Source organism: Embleya sp. NPDC059213 (genome assembly GCF_042754445.1).
GTDB lineage: Bacteria > Actinomycetota > Actinomycetes > Streptomycetales > Streptomycetaceae > Embleya.
The window spans coordinates 1-19,422 of sequence record NZ_JBHZAV010000059.1; the positions used below are offsets into that span (position 1 = coordinate 1).

At 71.9% G+C, this 19,422-nt stretch carries 18 protein-coding genes; 13 read left to right on the plus strand and 5 right to left on the minus strand.

Annotated elements, in window-relative coordinates; all coding sequences use genetic code 11:
• Positions 1–102 precede the first annotated feature (102 nt).
• The 4 genes from ACFXMF_RS22325 to ACFXMF_RS22340 form a co-directional block, all read right to left on the minus strand.
• Positions 103–1,095, minus strand: a complete 993-nt coding sequence (locus ACFXMF_RS22325) for a hypothetical protein (protein ID WP_379988081.1) — start codon at positions 1,093–1,095, stop codon at positions 103–105.
• A gap of 131 nt (positions 1,096–1,226) precedes the next feature.
• Entirely contained in the window at positions 1,227–2,225 is a 999-nt protein-coding gene (locus ACFXMF_RS22330) for an MsnO8 family LLM class oxidoreductase (RefSeq protein WP_379988082.1), read from the minus strand.
• A 131-nt stretch (positions 2,226–2,356) separates the two neighbouring features.
• Positions 2,357–3,844: a phosphatase PAP2 family protein gene (locus ACFXMF_RS22335; RefSeq protein WP_360322553.1), complete on the minus strand. Its 1,488-nt coding sequence runs from the start codon at positions 3,842–3,844 to the stop codon at positions 2,357–2,359.
• A 45-nt stretch (positions 3,845–3,889) separates the two neighbouring features.
• Positions 3,890–4,933, minus strand: coding sequence for an ADP-ribosylglycohydrolase family protein (locus tag ACFXMF_RS22340; protein ID WP_360322555.1), 1,044 nt, complete (start codon positions 4,931–4,933; stop codon positions 3,890–3,892).
• Between the two features lie 180 nt (positions 4,934–5,113).
• Between ACFXMF_RS22340 and ACFXMF_RS22345 the strand changes: the two genes are divergently transcribed.
• Positions 5,114–5,509, plus strand: coding sequence for a VOC family protein (locus ACFXMF_RS22345; protein WP_360322558.1), 396 nt, complete (start codon positions 5,114–5,116; stop codon positions 5,507–5,509).
• Between the two features lie 186 nt (positions 5,510–5,695).
• Complete coding sequence (locus tag ACFXMF_RS22350) at positions 5,696–6,910, plus strand: acyl-CoA dehydrogenase family protein (RefSeq protein ID WP_360322561.1); 1,215 nt, start codon at positions 5,696–5,698, stop codon at positions 6,908–6,910.
• Between the two features lie 374 nt (positions 6,911–7,284).
• Here ACFXMF_RS22350 and ACFXMF_RS22355 read toward each other — a convergent pair whose 3' ends face one another.
• The gene (locus ACFXMF_RS22355; RefSeq protein WP_379988083.1) at positions 7,285–7,440 is read right to left on the minus strand and encodes a hypothetical protein; all 156 of its coding nucleotides are present in this window, start codon (positions 7,438–7,440) and stop codon (positions 7,285–7,287) included.
• Between the two features lie 226 nt (positions 7,441–7,666).
• Here ACFXMF_RS22355 and ACFXMF_RS22360 point away from each other — a divergent pair, with 226 nt between their 5' ends.
• The 11 genes from ACFXMF_RS22360 to ACFXMF_RS22410 all read left to right on the plus strand — a co-directional run bounded on the left by ACFXMF_RS22360 (position 7,667) and on the right by ACFXMF_RS22410 (position 19,371).
• On the plus strand, positions 7,667–7,909 hold the full coding sequence (locus ACFXMF_RS22360) for a hypothetical protein (RefSeq protein ID WP_360321525.1): 243 nt from the start codon (positions 7,667–7,669) through the stop codon (positions 7,907–7,909).
• An 82-nt stretch (positions 7,910–7,991) separates the two neighbouring features.
• Positions 7,992–9,197 (plus strand): cation:proton antiporter, encoded by a 1,206-nt coding sequence (locus ACFXMF_RS22365; RefSeq protein WP_360321528.1) that lies wholly within the window; start codon positions 7,992–7,994, stop codon positions 9,195–9,197.
• Between the two features lie 277 nt (positions 9,198–9,474).
• Positions 9,475–10,818, plus strand: coding sequence for a salicylate synthase (locus ACFXMF_RS22370; RefSeq protein WP_379988085.1), 1,344 nt, complete (start codon positions 9,475–9,477; stop codon positions 10,816–10,818).
• Positions 10,818–11,864 (plus strand): ketoacyl-ACP synthase III family protein, encoded by a 1,047-nt coding sequence (locus tag ACFXMF_RS22375; protein ID WP_360321534.1) that lies wholly within the window; start codon positions 10,818–10,820, stop codon positions 11,862–11,864. Before ACFXMF_RS22370 ends, ACFXMF_RS22375 begins: the two co-directional genes overlap by 1 nt.
• A gap of 3 nt (positions 11,865–11,867) precedes the next feature.
• Positions 11,868–13,535, plus strand: a complete 1,668-nt coding sequence (locus tag ACFXMF_RS22380) for a (2,3-dihydroxybenzoyl)adenylate synthase (protein ID WP_379988086.1) — start codon at positions 11,868–11,870, stop codon at positions 13,533–13,535.
• A 7-nt stretch (positions 13,536–13,542) separates the two neighbouring features.
• Complete coding sequence (locus ACFXMF_RS22385) at positions 13,543–13,893, plus strand: phosphopantetheine-binding protein (RefSeq protein WP_379988087.1); 351 nt, start codon at positions 13,543–13,545, stop codon at positions 13,891–13,893.
• Positions 13,890–15,383, plus strand: coding sequence for an amidohydrolase family protein (locus ACFXMF_RS22390; protein ID WP_379988088.1), 1,494 nt, complete (start codon positions 13,890–13,892; stop codon positions 15,381–15,383). The genes ACFXMF_RS22385 and ACFXMF_RS22390 overlap by 4 nt, the downstream gene beginning before the upstream one ends.
• A gap of 10 nt (positions 15,384–15,393) precedes the next feature.
• On the plus strand, positions 15,394–16,164 hold the full coding sequence (locus tag ACFXMF_RS22395; protein ID WP_360321546.1) for a 2,3-dihydro-2,3-dihydroxybenzoate dehydrogenase: 771 nt from the start codon (positions 15,394–15,396) through the stop codon (positions 16,162–16,164).
• Positions 16,165–16,211: 47 nt separating this feature from the next.
• A complete protein-coding gene (locus ACFXMF_RS22400; protein ID WP_379988089.1) occupies positions 16,212–16,871 on the plus strand; it encodes an isochorismatase family protein in 660 nt (219 codons plus the stop codon).
• A complete protein-coding gene (locus tag ACFXMF_RS22405; RefSeq protein WP_379988090.1) occupies positions 16,868–18,793 on the plus strand; it encodes an anthranilate synthase family protein in 1,926 nt (641 codons plus the stop codon). Before ACFXMF_RS22400 ends, ACFXMF_RS22405 begins: the two co-directional genes overlap by 4 nt.
• Positions 18,790–19,371: a YdeI/OmpD-associated family protein gene (locus ACFXMF_RS22410; protein ID WP_360321555.1), complete on the plus strand. Its 582-nt coding sequence runs from the start codon at positions 18,790–18,792 to the stop codon at positions 19,369–19,371. Before ACFXMF_RS22405 ends, ACFXMF_RS22410 begins: the two co-directional genes overlap by 4 nt.
• Positions 19,372–19,422: the final 51 nt, after the last annotated feature.

Here is a 19,422-nt window from a genome sequence, read left to right on the forward strand (position 1 = left end):
GTCCTCGATCGCCCGTCGGGCTCCACGACGCCCGGCGGGCGATCGAGGACACGCCCCGGGCGTACCCACCCGCGTCCGGGGCCGGGTGGTCGGCCTCGGCGGCTACCTCGGTCCCTGCCCAGGTCCCTGAATCGCGTCTCGGGTCTGCGGCGAGCGTGACCCCCATGGACCGCTGCGCCAGGTGATGCCGTTCCAGCGGCCGAGCCGGCGGATCTCCCAGATGCTCAACCCGGTGATGATCAGCGAACCGCCCACGCCGACCACCGCCTTGATGTTGCCCGGCACGATGTCGGAGCCCGCGAACAGCGGGTTGTCGGTCTTGACCAGCATGTCGGTGAGCGCGAACGTCCAGGCCAGCCACATCGCCATCAGCGCGGGCAACATCGGGTGCCCGTCCGCCGCCGAGAACAGGTGTTGCGCCACCTGCCAGATGGCCACCAGGGCGAACCCGAAGACCCAGATCCCGGCGACCATGGACACCCACGACAACACGAGCTGCACCACGGTCCCGTCGGTGCGCAGCGTGTTGGTGTCGGCGCCGAGTCCCGCGCCCTTGCGGCACCCCCAGGCCAGGGCGATGCCCAGCACCGGGACGATCAGGAACAACCCGACCGAGCGGATCGGATGGATCAACTGGCGCATGGTCAGCGACCGCAGGTGCGGCCGGGCGCAGAGCACCAGGAGGCAGCCCATCAACAGGATGCCGACGATGCCGTACAGCGGCAGCAGCACCAGCCGACGCACCATCGCCGAGACCAACTCGGCGACCACCTGGGCACCCTGCACCTTGGTGGTGGCGCCGGAGGCGTGCGTGCGCTCCTGGTACAGCCCGCGCAGGAACACGGCCAACACGATGGTCAGGCCGAGCCACGCGCGTACCCGGTTGAGGTTGCCCATCAGCCCGTCCGGCTTGCCGATCCGGTGCGACGGACGCAACATCCGGTGCGCGAGCACGCCCGGAACCACCACCGAGGCGACGTTGGCGATCCAGCGCCGCTCGATCTGCGCGGGTGTCTCGACGGCCGCGTGCGCGGGTGTGTGCCCGGGTGCGTATGGGTGTGGCAGCGTGGATGCGTGCTGGCCGGCATGGGCCATCGGTCGGAACCTCCCCGCAGAACGACCGGCTCGGGCCGCACCACGTTAGCAACGCCCACCGCCTGCCACGCGCGCCCGGCCGCCATCGGTCGGCCTGGTGCCGCACGGCCCGGCCGCACCACCCGCGGATCTCAACCCGCGGCGGCGCCGATCCGGGGCGCGATGCCGGCGAGTTCGGCCAGGCGTCGGGCCGAGTCGAGGCGACCCGGTCGGTCGTACGAACTCGTGGTGACCAGGAACTCGTCCGCGTCGGTGCGGGCGAACAGGGCGGCCAGCCGGGCGGCGACGGTCTCGGCGGTGCCGTGGATCTGCTCGCGCAGCGCCGCGTCCAGGTGTTCCCGCTCGCGGGTGCTCGGTGTGCCGGCGCGAATGCGCTCGGCCGGGATCAGCGGCGGGAAGGTGCCTCGAGTGCGTGAATACGCGGCGGCCCATGCCTCGGGCAGCAGCAGGTCGTGGGCCGCCTCCTCGGTCTCGGCGACCGCGACCGTGCCGGCCACCACGACGTAGGGCCGCGCCGACCACGCGGACGGGCGAAACGCGGTCCGGTAGCGCTCGATCGCGCGCAGCATGCGCTCCTCGCCGATCGCCGCGGCGACCACGAGCGGCACCCCCGCCCGCGCCGCGTGGTCCGCGCCGGCCCCGGTGGCCAGCACGAAGGGGGCGGGGCGCAGTCCCTCGGCCGGTCGGGCGTGCACGCCGGGATGCGCGTCCTGGGTGCCCAGGAAGTAGCCGAGCAACTCGGCCAGGCGGTCCGGAAAGTCCTCGGCCGCGTCCTTGCCCCGACCCAGGGCCGCCCGAATCCCGTCGGTGAAGCCCACCGAACGACCCACGCCCAGGTCGATCCGCCCGGGATACAACGATTCGAGCACGCCGAACTGCTCCGCCACCACCAGCGGTTGGTGATTGGGCAACATCACCCCGCCGGTCCCGACCCGAATCCGCTCGGTGACCGCCGCCACCGCGGCGGCCAACACGGTGGGTGCCGACCCGGCCACGCCCGGCACGCTGTGATGCTCGGCGACCCAGAACCGGTGATACCCCAACCGCTCCACGTCCCGCGCGAACGCCACGGCATGACGCAACGCGGAGGCCGGATGCTCCCCGTCCAGGGTGAGCGACCTGTCGAGCACGGAAAACCGGACCCCCGGCGGCACAACGTTCACACCACCCCCAACGCCGCCCCGGCCAGGGAATTCCCGAGGCGGTCGGGCGGCGGGGGCGGCGAGCGGGGTGGGCCGCGCCGGGGGTCCGGCGGTGGGGATCAGTCGCGTACCGCGCCCTCCGGGCGGTAGACCATCAGGCGGCGACCCTTGGCGATGCGGAGTTGGGACGCGCCGGGGCGGACTTCGCCGTCGACGGCGAGTTCGGCGCCCTCCTGTATTTCGGACAGGCGCATCGTGCGGGTCGTGGACGCCTCGTACACGCGCGAGGTGCCGAGGGTGCCGGAGAGTACGGCGGCCACCAGTCGGGTGCGGGCCAGCGGTCGGGAGGCGTCGACGATGCGTACGTCCAGGAGGCCGTCGGTGAGGTCGGGGCGGTAGGTGGGCGCGAAGCCCTCCGGGGCGTATTGGCCGTTGCCCAGGAACAGCAGCCACAACGAGCGGGGACGGCCGTTGACCCGCATCTTGACCGGACCCGCGTCCCGGAGCACCCGGACCAGGCCCACCAGCATGGCCGGCCACTTGCCGATCTTGCCCTCCAACTCCTCGCGGAAGCGCACCAGATCGGGGTAGACGCCGAGCGAGAAGGTGTTCAGGAAGAGCTCCGGGCCCAGTTCCTGCCCGTCGTCGGAGAACGGGTGCGAGTGGTCGCGCTGCAACTCGGCGACGTCCACCGACACCGCCTCGCCCGCCGCGAGCGCCTGCGCGGTGTCGTCCAGTCGGGTCAGGCCCAGGTCGCCGGCGAAGTGGTTGAGCGTGCCGGCGGGGAAGACCGCGAGTGGCATACCCCGATCGAGCGCGATCCGCGCCGCGCAGTTCACGCTGCCGTCGCCACCCGCGACGCCCAGCACCTGGGCCTCCCGGGCCGCCTCGCACAACAGCGCGACCAGATCGCCGTTCTGGCCGCGCTCGACCACCTTGGCGGCCGGCAGCAGTTCGCGCAGGCGCTGGGCGGCGTCGCCCTCGGGGCCGGCCGAGGAGTTGACCACGACCACCAGGCCGTCCCCCTCGACCAGCGCCGGCACCTTCCCGCGCGGCGGCGGCGCGGACGCCGCCTCCACCGGCCGGGTCGGCCACCAGCGCAGCGTCACCGCCGCCAGGCCCGCCCCGAGCGCCGCGCCGGCCAGGACGTCACCCGGATAGTGCACGCCGGTGTACACCCGGGAGAAGGCCACCGACCCGGCCAGCGCGCCGGCCGCCACGCCCAACGGACGCGACTCCAACGCGACTCCGGTGGCGAAGGCCGCCGCGGAGGCCGCGTGCCCGGACGGGAACGACGTCGTCCACGGCTGCCTGCTGAGTCGGCGGGCCATCGGCACCGCGTCGATCACCGGCCGGGGCCGGCGTACCCAACTCTTGAGGACCACGTTGGTCACGGTCGACGCGAGCGCCACCGAACCCAGTCCGCGCAATGCCGCCCGGCGCCCGCTGCGTCCACCGGAAAGCGCCATTCCCGCACCGGTCACCGCCCACAGACGCGAATGGTTGGCCGCGCGCGACAAGGCGGGCAGCGCCTTGTTCGCCCACGGCACATGATGCGTTGCCACCCACGCGAAGGCCGCCCGGTCGGCGGCATGGATCTTTCCCATGGCGCCATCACTACCCGTAAGCGGTCCCGGACACCACGACCTGCGTCACATCCGGAGCGCCTCGGACACCTCGGACAGTTCGACCGGGTACTCGATGCGCTCCAGCCAGGCCGCGGGCCACCCGTCGAGGCCGTGCACCGCGCCGATCATCGCGCCCGTCAACGCGGCGATCGAGTCCGAGTCGCCGGAGGTGGCGGCGGCCCGGGCCAGCGCCGACCTCGGGTCGTCCGGATACAGCGCGACACACGACACGGCCGTGGCCAACGCCTCCTCCGCGATCCAGCCGGCGCCGGTGATCCGGCACGGATCCGACCGTCGATCGCGCTCCAGCAGCGCGCTGTCCAACCGGTCCAGCACGCCCAGGCATTCGTCCCAGCCGCGCGCGATGAAGCCCTCCGGCGTGTCCGCGAACGGGCCGCGCCACAGGTCCTCGCCGAGCCAGTCGGCGTGGTAGACCTCGCGCTGCGCCTCGGCGTGCGCACGCAGGTACGCGGGCAGGTCGGCGATCGACACACCGGTACGCAGCGCGTGTACCGCGGTCGCGGTCAGGTCCGAGGCGGCCAGTGCGGTGGGGTGACCATGGGTGATCGCCGCCTGGAGCTGCGCCGCACCGCACCGCGCGGCCTCGTCGAGGTGGTCGACCAGGCCCAGCGGGGTCACCCGCATGTTCGCGCCGCAGCCCTTGGAGCCGCGGCGGGTCGCGTCGATCCAGCTCCGGCCGGCGGCCAACTCGGCGCACGCGGACATGCACGTGTGCCCCGGCGCGCGGGTGTTGTCCGGGGAGTCCCACCAGGTCAGGAACCGCTCGATCAGCAACGGCGCGAACTGCTCGGCGGTCAGCACCCACCCGTTCGCCCGCGCGTGCGGCCCCGCGTTCGTCCGCGCGTCGATCAGCGCGTGGGCCACCGCCAGGCCCATCTGGGTGTCGTCGGTGACCAGCGCGGGCGTGCCTTCCAGGTCCATCGGGCCGGGCAGTTCGTATCGGCGCACGATCTGCGCGTAGGACAGGAATTCCGTCGGCGCGCCCAACGCGTCCCCGTACGCCAGGCCGAACATGCTCCCGCGCACCCGCTCCGCGTTCCCCACCATGTGGCACCACCCTTCGTCGAGGTCCCAGCCTGCCGGCCGGGCGGCTCGCGTCCGGATCTTTATGCGGGCCGGTGACGGGCACGCGGGGCGGGGCGGCGGCGGGGCGGCGATCCGTGCAGGGGTGGGACACACCGCCCCGAAAGGGTTCGAAATCGTGGCCCCGGGGCGAAGCTTGAAGGCATGGACGTACTCTCCGGCCGCATCCTGTTGCGCCCCCTCGACCTCGATCGTTCGCTGGCCTTCTACCGCGACGTGCTCGGACTCGCGATCGCCCGCGAGTTCGGGACCGGGACACATCGCGGGACGGTGTTCTTCCTCGGCGGCGGGTTCCTGGAGGTCTCGGGCACCGCGACGGAGACCGGGCCCGGCTGCGCGGATCTGCGGTTGTGGCTCCAGGTGCGGGACTTGGGCGTCACCCACAAGGAACTCCTGGGCAGGGGCGCCACCGTGCTGCGCGAACCGCGCCGGGAGGAGTGGGGGTTGGACGAGATGTGGATCGCCGATCCGGACGGGGTGCGGATCTGTGTGGTGCAGGTGCCGGACGAGCATCCGATCCGCTATCGACCGGGCATCTGACCCGACGCGACCCGGCATCCGACGGGACGTCGGCGGCCGTCGCGCGAGCCGCCGGACACCGCGGTGCGTGGCTTGGGCAAACCCGATCGGCCGGTATTCCCGGGCCTCTTGACGGCCTCGGGCGGCGACGACACACTCAAGCTACCAGCCGGTAACAATTCGACGATGTCCCGGGGGCCACCACCCATGACCGCCTTCAACCTCGCGCTGAACGAGGACCAGACCACCATCCGCGACTGGGTGCACACCTTCGCCGCCGAGACGATGCGCCCGGCCGCCGCCGAGTGGGACGAGCGGGAGGAGACCCCCTGGCCGATCATCCAGGAAGCCGCCAAGATCGGACTCTACTCCCTCGACTTCTTCACCACCCAGGCGTTCGACCCCACCGGCCTGAGCATGCCGCTGATCATGGAGGAACTCTTCTGGGGCGACGCCGGGTTGGGCCTGGCGTTGACCGGCACCGCGCTCGCCGCGGCCGGCCTGGTGGCCAACGGCACGCAGGAACAGATCATCACCTGGGCACCCGAACTGTTCGGCACCACCGACGACGTCCGGGTCGCCGCGTTCTGCTCCTCCGAGCCCGACGCCGGTTCCGACGTCTCCTCGATGCGCACCCGCGCCGAATTCGACGAGGCCACCGGCGACTGGATCCTCAACGGGGTCAAGACCTGGGCCACCAACGGCGGCATCGCGCACGTGCACGTCGTGGTCGCCACCACCGACCCCGCCCTCGGCTCGCGCGGCCAGGCCAGTTTCGTGATCCCGCCGAACACGCCCGGGTTGTCCCAGGGACAGAAGTTCAAGAAGCACGGGATCCGCGCGTCGCACACCGCCGAGGTGGTGCTGGACCACGTCCGGGTCCCCGGCGACTGCCTGTTGGGCGGCAAGGACAAGCTGGACGAGCGGCTCGCGCGCGCCAGGTCCGGCACGTCCGGGCGCTCGAACGCGGCGATGGCCACCTTCGAGTCGTCCCGCCCGGCGGTCGCCGCGCAGGCGGTGGGCATCGCGCGCGCCGCCTACGAGGTGGCCCTGGAATACGCGCAGGTCCGCGAGCAGTTCGGCCGGCCGATCATCGACAACCAGGGCGTCGCGTTCACCATCGCCGACATGCGCACCCGGATCGACGCGGCCCGGCTGCTCACCTGGCGGGCCTCGTGGATGGCGGCGACGAACCAGCCGTTCACCGCGGCCGAGGGCTCGATGTCCAAGCTGTACGCCGGCGAGACCGCCAAGTGGGTCACGTCCGCCGCGATGCAGATCCTCGGCGGCAACGGATACACCCGCGAATACCCGGTCGAGCGCATGCACCGGGACAGCGCGATCTACACGATCTTCGAGGGCACGAGCGAGATCCAGCGCCTGGTCATCGCGCGAACGTTGTCGGGCGTACCGATCCGCTGACGAACCAACAGCCCAGGCTCTCCCCCACGGGAAAGCAGCAACACCCGGCCGCAACCGGCGGCCGGGAATCGCATTCGCGCTCTCTGCGGCCTGCTGCCGCAAGGTACGGCCCGGCGACGCTCCCGAACGGTGCTCCGGGAGGCGCAGCCGCCGGTGCCCGGCACCGCCACCGCGGTGCTCGCGTCGGTGAGGCTTCTCGCCGCCCGCCGCGTCCGGCGTCGAGAGCGACCACACCCGGCTCGACCGGAGCCCCGGGAGCGCGGGGCCCGGATGGGCCCCTGGTGGGTGGCGGAGGGCGGTGGCGTGCGCCGGTGGGCGCTCCCGGCGTGTCTCGGCACGCGGAGCGCCCGGGGTCGGCGGCGTCGAACCGTGCGTCAGCGCATCGGTTCCGGGTCGGGTTCGTCCGGCACGGGTGGCACGGGTGGGCCGCCCGGGTCGGGCGGGAGCGGTTCGGGGCCGGGCTCCGGCAGCGGGCGCGGACCGGGCATCGGCGGAATCGGGGGCAGCGGATCCGGCCACGGATCGGTCACGGCAACCTCCTGGCGAGGGCTGGGTCCGGGCGGGCCCGGACACGTCGCGGCGGCGACGATGCCTCCCGGATACCCCGTCGGCGCCCACCCACCTCCGCCGGCCGGCCGATCCGGCGAAATCCACCCACGTCCCTGCGGGCAAACAGTGCAAACCCGGGCCAAGGCCGCATCAAAACCCAGGAAGAACACCGATCGACACCCTGTTGCACCTAACCTGAAGCCCCTTATGTTCGAACAGGAGAACCTCATGGGCGGCCAGGTCCCGATCAGCGAAACCCCCCTCCCGGGCATCGGTACGCAGTACACGCTCTCCACCGCCGCCGGTCGGGCCATCTCCGTGGTCGCCGGCCGTGACGGCGTGCGACGGATCGCGTTCTACAACGTGGACGACCCCGACGCCTGTGGCCCGGGCGTACGGCTGACCCGGGCCGAGGCCGTGGCGCTCGCGGAACTGCTCGCCGAGGACTGACCCACCCGACCGCGGACTCCCTCACCCGCGTTCGAGCCGCAGACCGCCCCTGCCCCTGCGAACGACGCGAGCACAGCCCCACATGCACCCGGCAACACTGCTCATCGAACTCGGCGCCATCATTCTGGGCCTGTCCATCCTCGGCCGGGTCGCGACCCGGATGGGGATGTCACCCATCCCCTTCTATCTCCTCGGCGGCCTCGCCTTCGGACACGGCGGCGTACTCGACCTCTCGCAGAGCGACGACTTCATCGAGATCGGCGCCGAGATCGGTGTGGTCCTGCTCCTGCTGTTGCTCGGCCTGGAGTACACGGCCGGCGAACTGGTCACCAACCTGCGCGCCGCCGCGCCCGCCGGCGCGATGGACGCGCTGCTCAACGCGGTCCCCGGCTTCCTGGCCGGGCTGCTGCTCGGCTGGGGGACCACCGCCGCGCTCGCACTGGCCGGCGTCACCTGGATCTCCTCGTCCGGGGTGATCGCGAAGGTACTCGGCGACCTGGGCCACCTGGGCAACCGGGAGACCCCGGTCGTCTTGTCCGTCCTGGTCATCGAAGACCTCGCGATGGCGCTCTACCTGCCCATCCTCACGGCGCTGCTGGCCGGCGTCGGGCTGCTCGGCGGCTCGCTCACCGTGGCCATCGCGCTGGGCACGATCAGCATCGTGCTCTTCCTCGCGCTCCGACACGGCGGCCGGATCTCCAAGGCGCTCTCCAGCGAGGAGCCGGAGTTCCTGCTGCTCGGCGTACTCGGCCTGACCCTGCTGGTCGCCGGCGTCGCGGACAAGCTCCAGGTCTCCGCGGCCGTCGGCGCCTTCCTGGTCGGCATCGCGATCTCGGGTGACGTGGCCGAACACGCACAGACCCTGCTGGCGCCGCTGCGCGACCTGTTCGCGGCGGTCTTCTTCGTCTTCTTCGGCCTGTCCACCGACCCGAGCGCGCTGCCCGGCGTGCTGTTGCCGGCGGCGGCGCTGGCCCTGGTCACCGCGCTGACCAAGATCGCCACCGGCTACTGGGCCGCCGCCCGCGCGGGCATCGCCAAACCCGGCCGCTACCGGGCGGGCGGCGCGCTCGTGGCGCGCGGCGAGTTCTCCATCGTGATCGCCGGCCTGGCCGCGACCTCGGGCGTCGAACCCCGGATGGGACCGTTCGCCGCCGCCTACGTCCTCATCCTGGTGGTCGCCGGCCCCTTCACCGCGCGCTACGCCGAACCCGTGTTGCGCCGCCTGTTCGGCCCCAAGGCGGTACCGGCGCCGATCGAGGAGGAGGACGACGACCTGAGGCCGCGGTAGCGGCGCACGGCCGGACCCCGCCTGGTCCCGGTGGCGGTCGGACCCCCACGTCGGCGCATTCCCCCGGGATGCGCCGACTTCGCGTTTCGAGAAGAACCCCTTATCGCGGGCTTGTGGTTCGCACCCGGTTACCTCCGTATCGTCGTTGACGGTAACCCCAGGCATCGGTCCGACTCCGGCCCGCCGCGCCCCACCACCGTCCCCGCCCCGGCCCGCGGCCTGTGTGCGTCGCGGTCGTCGACGCGCGGTCCCGACCGCTACGAGAGGACGCTCGCAGATGAGTCCCACCAGGTGGCTGCACTACTTCGAGACGCAGATCCCGCTCGCCGAGGAGCCGCTGCTCGTCGCGGCCCGACTGGCCGGCTCCGGGCTGCACGCGTCCTACGTGGTCTACGAGAACGACGGCATGTGGGCGTACGCGGGCGGGGTACGGGCCGAACTCACGCTGGACCGGCACGGTGCCAGGCTGAGCCGCGAGCACGAGCCGGACACCGTGCTGCCCTGGGAGGACCGGCCGCTGGACCTGGTGTCCCGACTCCTGGACACCGTGGCGGTGCCCGAGTGGCGCGCGTACGGCTGGGCGGCGTTCGAACTCTCCTACGCCAAGGACGGCGACCTCACCCACGTCGGCGACGAGCGGCTGCTGCACCTGGTGGTGCCGCGCGCCGAGGTCCGACTGGAGGACGGCCACGCGCTGTTGCGCGCGGTCGACCAGGAGACGCTGAGCGCCCTGATGACCACGATCGGCACGCCGGTCGCGGGGTCCGCCGAGCCGGCCCGACCGCTGGACGTGCACGGCCGGGGCGAGTTCGAGTACCGCGAGGCGGTCAAGCTCGCGGTGGACGAGATCAACCACGGCGACCTGCACAAGGTGATCCTCTCCCGGGTGGTCGACGTGGACGAGGACATCGACCTGATCGCCACCTACGTGACCGGTCGGCGGAGCAACGACCCGGCCCGCTCGTTCCTGCTCGACCTCGGCGGCATCGAGGCGATCGGCTTCAGCCCGGAGATCGTGGTCAAGGTGTCCGCGGCGGGCACCGTGGTCAGCCAACCGCTGGCCGGCACCCGCGCGTTGACCCCCGATCTGCTCGTCAACGAGAACCTGCGCGCCGACCTGCTGGCCTCCGCGAAGGAGGTCTACGAGCACGCGATCTCGGTCAAGACCGGGACCGACGAACTCGAAGACGTGTGTGTGCGGGGCAGCGTGTCGGTGCCCGAGTTCATGACCGTACGCGAGCGCGGCAGCGTGCAGCACCTGGCGTCGCAGGTCTGCGGACAACTGGCGCCGGGCGCGGGCATCTGGGACGCCTTCGCAGCCGTCTTCCCGGCGGTGACCGCGTCCGGCGTGCCCAAGGACGCCGCGTACGCCTCGATCCGCCGACACGAGCCCGGCACGCGGGGCCTGTACAGCGGCGCGGTGCTCACGGTGGACCACATCGGCGAACTGGACGCGGCCCTGGTGCTGCGCAGCGCCTACCGCAAGGACGGGCACACCTGGCTGCGTGCGGGCGCCGGCATCGTCGGCCACTCGACGCCGGAACGGGAGTTCGAGGAGACCTGCGAGAAGTTGGAGAGCGTGGCGCGCTACCTGGTGCCCGCGCGGGAGGAGGACGCGTGATGAGGTTCCACGAGGACGTATTCGTCGCGGGCGTGGGCACGTATCGACCCGATGTGGTGAGCACCGCGTTCGCGGTCGGCGCGTCCTGGTACGACCCGGCGGACCGCGAGGCGTCCGGCATGGAGTCGGTGATGGTTGCCGGGGACCTGCCCGGGCCGGACATGGCGGTGCGGGCGGCCGAGGTCGCGGTGCGCCGGTCGGGCCACGACCGGGACGACTTCGGCGCGCTGCTGCACACCGCCACCCACCACCAGGGCCCGGACGGCTGGTCGGCGCCGCACTACGTGCTGCGCAACACGTTGGATCGGCCGATCACCGCGGTCCAGGTGGGGCCGGGTTGCCTCGGTTCGCTGGCCGCGTTGGAGAGCGCCGCGTACCGGCTGCTCGGCAACCCGGAGCACGACGCGGTGCTGCTGACCTGCGGAGACAACTTCGGTACCCCGCTGGTGGATCGCTGGCGGGCGTCGAAGTTGTTCCTGCTCGCGGACGGCGGCGCGGCGGCGGTGGTATCCCGGCGGGCCGGCTTCGCCCGGGTGCTGGCCTTCGGGGCGGTGTCGAATCCGTCGATGGAGGAACTGCACCGAGGCGGCGAGAAGCGCTTCCCGCCCGGCATCACCATCGGCCGCTCACTCAACTTCGAGGAGCGCAGCGCCTATTGGCGCGAGCAGTGGGCCCAGGGCGTGGCCCCGCCGATGGGGCACTTCGGTGACGTGGTGGCCGAGACCGTCGAACATACGTTGGGCGAGGCCGGTCTCGCGTTGGACAAGGTGGCCCGGATCTGCCACTCCGGCTACACCCGAGGCGCGTTGGAGAGCATCTACCTCGACCCGCTGGGCATCGACGACACACGCGGCACCTGGGAACTCACCCGCACGCTCGGGCACGCCGGTGCGGCGGACCCGTTCATCGGCCTCGAACACGTGTGGACCCGCGGCGAGGTGGTCCCGGGCGATCACGTCCTGCTGTTGTGCGCCGGGCCGGGCATGGAGACGGACTGCGTGGTGCTGGAGATCGTCGCCCCGTACGAGCCCGCGAAGGAGGGCTGACCGATGCCGGACGGATGTGTGCCGTGGCCGGCGGAAGTCGCCGCGCGTTATCGACGCGAAGGGCTGTGGCCGGGCGTCGACCTCGGCGGCCTGCCCCGGGTCTGGGCCGACACGCACGGCGACCGCACCGCCCTGGTCGGCGGCGAACGCCGTTACTCCTACCGCGATTTGGCCGATCGCATCGACCGGACGGCGGCCGGCTTCCGCCGGCTGGGCCTGCGACCCGGCGAGCGGGTCGTGCTGCAGTTGCCCAACGTCGCCGAATTCGTGATCGTCGCGTTCGCGCTGTTCCGGGTCGGCGTCAAGCCGGTGTTCTCGCTCGCGTCGCACCGTGCCAACGAGATCCGGCACCTGTGCGCGTCGTCCGGGGCGTCGGGATACGTGGTGCCCGATCGTCATCGGGGCTTCGACCACGCCGGTCTCGCACTCCGCATGCTCGACGAGATCCCGACTATGCGCACGGTGTTCGTGCACGGTGACCCGCCGGCCGCGGCCGGCGCAGCGGTGGTCCCACTGGCGAGCGTGGACGCGGATCCGCTCCCGCTGCCCGCGAACGACCCGGCGGACGTGGCGTTCTTCCTGCTCTCCGGCGGAACCACCGCGCTGCCCAAGCTGATTCCGCGCACACACGACGACTACGCGTATCAGATCCGGACCGCGGCCGAGGTATGCGAGGTCGGCCCAAACGACGTGTACCTGGCCGCGCTGCCGGTGGAGTTCAACTTCACCTGGGGCTGCCCCGGTGTGCTCGGCACGCTCGGGGCCGGCGGCACGGTCGTGTTGGCCGAGGACCCCTCCGCGGACGACTGTTTTCGTGCCGTCGAGGACGAGCGGGTCACCTTCACCTCGGTCGTGCCCACCGTGGCCCGACTGTGGCTGGAGGCGTTGGAGTGGGGAGCGGCGGACCTGTCGAGCCTGCGGCTGATCCAGATCGGCGGTGCCAAGCTGCCGGTCGAACTGGCCGCCCGGATCGAGCCGGGCTTCGGCTGCAGATTGCAGCAGGTGTTCGGGATGGCCGAGGGCCTGCTTGCGATGTCTCGCGCCGACGACTGCGCGGAGGCGGTCCTGACCACGCAGGGCCGCCCGATCTCGGCGGCCGACGAGGTGCGCGTGGTGGACGAGCAGGACGCCGACGTGCCGCTCGGCACGGTCGGCGAACTGCTCACCCGCGGCCCGTACACACTGCGTGGCTACTACCGCGCCGACGAGCACAACAGGCGTGCCTTCACCTCGGACGGCTTCTACCGCACCGGCGACCTGGCCCGACTGACCCCGGCCGGGCGCCTGGTGATCGAAGGACGGCTCAAGGACGTGGTGATCCGCGGCGGCGACAAGATCGCCGCCGGCGAGGTGGAGGGCCACCTGCTGAGCTGCGCCTCGGTGGACGCCGCCGCGGTGGTCCCGGTCGCGGACGAGTTCCTCGGCGAGCGCATCCACGCGTTCGTGATCTGCCGCGGCGAACCACCCACCCTGGCCGACCTCAAGCGGGTCCTGCACGAGCGCGGGTTGGCCGAGTACAAGCTGCCCGACCGGATGGAACACGTCGACGCCTTCCCGCTGACCGCGCTCGGCAAGGTGGACAAGAAGATCCTCACGGCCGCGGCGAACGACCCGACACTGAGCCGGAATTGGGGACCGGCCGCAAGCGTCTGCGAACACCGGGAAGGGTGAACCGCACATGGACGGCACCACCAGCACCGCCGGCAATGCCGGCACCGACCACAACGCCGGCGCCGGCGGTACGGCCGGGACCGCCGGGCCGGCTCCCGCTCCCGCGCCGCCGACCTCGGCCGACCTGCGCGCGAGCGTCTCGGCGATGATCGGCACCCCGCCCGGTGAGATCGCCGGCGACGCCAACCTCGTGCTGCTCGGCCTGGGTTCGCTGGAGATGATGCGGCTGGTCAACCGGTGGCGACGGCAGGGCCTGGCGATCGAATTCCGCGATCTGGCCGCCGAACCGACCATCGACGCGTGGACCGAGCGGTTGGCCTCGGCCGGGGCGAAAGGGTCGCCGGGGGCGAAGCGATGAGCGCGCTGTTGGTTCGCGGCGGCTGCCTGTATCCGGGAGACACCGGCGCACGAGTGATCCCGGACGGCTCGGTCCTGGTCGAGGCCGGGCGGATCACCGCGATCGGAACCACCGCCGACGTCGAGGCCGCGTTGACACCGGCGCTGCGGGCGGGCCTGCGCACGATCGACGCACGCGGGAAGATGATCCTGCCCGGCTTCGTGAACGCGCACTGGCACGAGATGTTCGCGCTGCGCTTCCCGTTCAAGGGGGCCCTGCGTCCGCCCGCCGACCGGGACGACAAACCCGCGTTCATGGCCCTGGGCGGCGACGTCCGACAGATCTCGACCGCCTTCGACGTCTTCCATGATCAGCTCGAACTGCTCACCCCGGACGAGGCGTCGGCCATCGCGCGCTACTCGATGTGGACCCAGTTGCGGTCGGGTACGACCACCCTCGGCGACGTCGGCTCGTTCAACCGGCCCCAGGCGCTGATCCGGGCGGCGCGGGACCTGGGCATGCGCTGTGTGGTCAGCACGTGGGCGAGCGACGCGGTGTGCGCGGCGGGCGAGACACGCTTTCGTCGCACCCGGGACGCGGACGACGAACTGCGCCGGATCGAGGACGTGCTGCGCGAGGTCGCGGCCGCCCCCGACGACCTGGTCCGGGCCTGGCCGACCGCGGTCTACGGCACCAACATGAGCGACGAACTCGGCGCCGGACTGGCCGAGTTGGTGAATCGATACGACGTCCCGTTCGGCACGCACGTGGGTGCGCTGCGCAACGAGTCGGCGGTGATGCTGGCCTACCACGGCAACACCCCGGTCCGCCGTTTCGCCGAACTCGGGCTGCTGTCGGACCGGTTCATGGCGGTGCACTGCGCGTTCGCGGACGAGGACGAGAGCAGGCTGCTGATCGAGGCGAACGCGCACATCAGCCACTCGCCGGCGAAGTACGGTCCGGCCGGGGAGTCCGCACTGACCGAGACCCGGGCGATGCCCCGATTCCGGCGCGCCGGTCTGGACGTCTCGCTGTCCACGGACGGGGCCTCGCTGCCGATCGGCGGGATGGCCGAGGCCATGCGGGCCTGTTGGCAGATGTACAACGAGATGTACGCCGATCCCACCGAGGTGTTGCCCACCGACGCGCTGGCGATGGCCACCCGGCTGCCCGCCCGCGGCCTGGACTGGGCCGCGGAGATCGGCAGCCTCGAAGTGGGCAAGCAGGCGGACCTCCAACTGATCCCGACCGACGACTGGCGCTATCTGCTCAACCCGCGACCCCTGGAGGGCTTCCTCGCACTCGGTGGATCCACCGACGTGGACACCGTCGTGGTCGCGGGTCGGGTCCTGGTCGAGGGCGGTCGGGCCGGCGGCATCGACGAGGCCGACCTGGAAGCGGATTACCTGGCGGCGCTCGGCTCGTTCTCGGTGCGCTGCCTGGGCATCGACCCGGACGTGGTGGCCGCGCTCACCGGACGACCCCGCACATCTCGACGACAGCGGAAGTGAGGTGGGCCCGATGCGGGACACCACGGCCCTGGTCACCGGGGCGGCAGGCGGCATCGGCGGCGCGGTGACGCGCGCGCTGGCCGCCGAGGGGATCGCGGTCGCGGCCCTCGACGCGAACGCCGAGGCGCTCGGCCCGCCGGTCGAGGAACTGACCGAGGCCGGACACCGCGTGCGCGGATACGCCGCCGACGTGCGATCGAGCGCGGACGTGGACGCGGTGGTGGCCCGCGTCGAGGACGAACTCGGGCCGATCGACTACCTGGTCAACGCGGCGGGAGTGCTGCGCACCGGCGCCGCGGTCGAACTGTGCGATCGGGACTGGGAGCAGACCTTCGCGGTCAACACGACCGGCGTCTTTCACGTCTGCCGCGCGGTGGCCCGCCGGATGATCCCGCGCGCGAGCGGCGCGATCGTCACGGTGGCCTCCAACGCGGCGGGCACCCCGCGCTGGGACATGGCGGCGTACGCGGCGTCCAAGGCCGCGGCGACCGTCTACACCAAGTCGCTCGGCCTGGAACTGTCCGGGCACGGCATCCGGTGCAACGTGGTCGCCCCGGGCTCCACCGACACTCCGATGCTGACCTCGTTGTGGGCGGACGGCGACGCGCGCGCCGCCTCCATCGAGGGCACCGCGGCCACCTTCCGGGTCGGCATTCCGCTCGGCCGACTCGCCCGCCCGCAAGACGTCGCGGACGCGGTGCTGTTCCTGCTCTCCGACCGCGCCGCGCACATCACGCTCCACGAGCTCACGGTCGACGGCGGCGCCGCGCTGGGCAACTGAGCGCGCGCTTTGTCGAGCGTCCCCCACCGCACGAGAACGGAGGCGTCATGGCGATCCCGGCGATCGCGTCCTACCCCATGCCGACCGAGGACGAGCTGCCGCGCAACGTCGCGTCCTGGACGATCGATCCCGCGCGCGCGGTGTTGCTGATCCACGATCTACAGCACTACTTCCTGCGGCCCTTCGACGCGGACCGGGCGCCGATGGCCGACCTGATGGACAACGTCGCGGCGCTGCGGGCCCGGTTCGCCGAATGCGGAGCGCCGGTCGCGTACACCGCGCAACCCGGCGGAATGAGCGACGAACAGCGCGGCCTGCTCAAGGACTTCTGGGGCCCGGGGATGACCGCCGAGCCCGGGCAGCGGATGATCCCGGACCGGATCGCGCCGAACGCGGCGGACACCGTGTTCACCAAATGGCGGCCCAGCGCGTTCTTTCGCACCGGCCTGCTCGACCTGCTGCGCGCGCACGGCCGGGATCAGTTGGTGATCTGCGGCGTCTACGCGCACGTGGGCATCCTGATGACCGCGCACGAGGCCTTCTCGCACGACATCGAGACCTTCGTGGTGGCCGACGCGGTGGCCGACTTCTCGCCGCGGTACCACCGGATGGCGCTGGACTATGTGGCGTCCCGGTGCTCGGTGACGGTGTCCACCCGGGTCGCGTTGGCGATGTCGGCGGCGATGTCGGGCGGAGCGCGGCGATGACCGGCCCGCTGCCCGAACCATCCGTCCTGGATCGCGTCCTGGCCCCGGACCCGCCGCCGTTCGCGTTGTTGCATCGGCCGGGCGCGGCCGGTCCCGAGCGAATCGACGTACTGATCGGGCGGATCACCGAGCCGGACCGGATCGCGGACATCCCGCTGCCGCCGGCCGGCGGTCGCGGCCGGCACGAGACGCTGGCCGTGCTGCCGTATCGGCAGATCGGTGAGCGGGGCTACGAATTTCCCGACGACGGCGCACCGCTGCTGGCGATGACCATCGTGGACCAGGACGCGGTGTCCGTCGCGGAGATCCTCGATCGGCTGCCGGACGGGCCGATCGAGCTGGGCCGCGGCGGCTTCGACGCCGACGACGAGCAGTACGCGAATACGGTGCGCACGGTGCTGGCGCAGGAGATCGGGCGCGGTACCGGCGCCAACTTCGTGATCAAGCGCTCGTTCCGGGTCGAGATCGGCAACTGGTCGCCGCATACCGCGTTGGCCTTCTTCCGTCGGTTGCTCGGACGCGATCCGGGTTCGTACTGGACGTTCGTGATCCACACGGCCGGCCGGACGTTCGTGGGCGCCTCGCCGGAGCGGCACATCAGCCTGGACGCGGGCACCGTGGTGATGAATCCGATCAGTGGCACGTATCGGTATCCGGACGGTGGACCGGACCTGGGCGAGGTGCTGGACTTCCTCGCCGACGAGAAGGAGGCCGGCGAGCTGTACATGGTGCTCGACGAGGAACTCAAGATGATGGGCCGGGTGTGCGACCTCGGTGGTCGTGTGGTGGGACCGCGGTGGAAACGCATGGCGCGGCTGGCCCACACCGAGTACCTGATCGAGGGCCGCAGTTCGCTGGACGTACGGGACATGTTGCGCGAGACGATGTTCGCGCCGACGGTCACCGGCGGCCCGTTGGAGAGCGCGTGCCGGGTGATCGCGCGGCACGAACCGGCCGGGCGCGGTTACTACGCGGGCGTGGTCGCCTTGATCGGGCGGGACGCGCACGGTGGTCGGGCGATGGACTCGGCGATCTTGATCCGGACGGCCGACGTCGATCCGGCGGGACACGTGCGGATCCCGGTGGGCGCGACGCTGGTGCGTGATTCGGACCCGGCCTCGGAGGCTGCGGAGACCCGGGCCAAGGCGGCGGGCCTGCTGGAGGTGTTGCGCGGCCCGGTGGGCGGTGCGGTCGGCCGGTCGGCCGGTACCGGCGCCGATCTCGGCGAGCATCCGGAGGTGCGACGGGCGTTGGCGGCGCGGAACCGGCCGTTGGCCGGCTTCTGGTTCGCCGGGCCGGGGGAACGCACCCGGGCCGAACCGAGGTTGGCGGGTCGTACCGTGCTGGTGATCGACGCCGAGGACACCTTCACCTCGATGGGTCGACACCTGTTGGTCGCGCAGGGGTTGGTGGTGACCGTGCGGCGGTTCGACGAGGACTATCGCCTGGACGAGCACGATCTGGTCATCGTGGGCCCCGGCCCCGGGGATCCGCGGGATCACGCGCATCCCAAGATCGCCCGGATCCGGGAGGTGACGCGCACGCTGTTGGCGGCAAGAACGCCGTTCCTGTCGGTATGTCTGGCCCATCAGGTGTTGTGCACGATGCTCGGCCTGGACATCGTGCGCAATCCGCTGCCGAATCAGGGCACCCAACGGACCGTCGACTGCTTCGGGCGGGCCGAACGCGTCGGGTTCTACAACACGTTCGCGGCATCGAGCCCTACCGATTCGATCCGGTGCGCGGTGCGGGACGGTGCGGTCGAGGTGTTCCGCGACGCGGGCAGTGGCGAGGTGCACGCGCTGCGCGGGCCCGGGTTCGCTTCGGTGCAGTTCCATCCGGCTTCGGTGTTGACCGATCACGGAGCCGAGATTCTGGGTGGGTTGTTGGGGGATCTGGCGGAGAAGAAGGTGCGCCCATGAGCGGCGACGAGGGTGAGGAGACCCTGTACTTCGCCTCGGCGGAGGCATTCGGGAGCTGGATGGAGGCGAACCACGCCGACTCGGACGGGGTGTGGGTGGCGTTGGCGAAGAAGGGCACGGCGGAGCCGTCGGTGACCCGAGGGCAGGCGTTGGACGTGGCGTTGTGTTACGGCTGGATCGACGGCAAGGCGTTCTCCGGTGGTACGCCGCCGGGGTGGTGGGCGCAGCGGTACACCCCGCGTCGGGCGCGCGGCAGGTGGTCGAGGATCAATTGCCGGCGGGCGCAGACGCTGATCGAGCGCGGGCGGATGCGGCCCTCGGGGTTGGCTCGGATCGAGGCCGCCAAGGCGGACGGGCGTTGGGACGCGGCGATGGAGCCGCCACGCAGTGCGGAGGTACCGGCGGACCTGCGGGTGGCGCTGGACGCGTGTCCGCCTGCGGCTGTGGCGTTCTCGGCGTTGAGCGCGAGTCGGCGGTATCAGGTGTTGCTTTCGGTGGCCGATGCCAAGCGGGCCCGGACGCGGGCTCGAAGGATCGCTCGGCACGTCGAGCGGTTGGCGCTCACCGAGCTTCGGTAGGCGGGATCGGTCTCCGGCCGCCCGGCCCGTCGGTCCGGTTCGCAGGGTGAG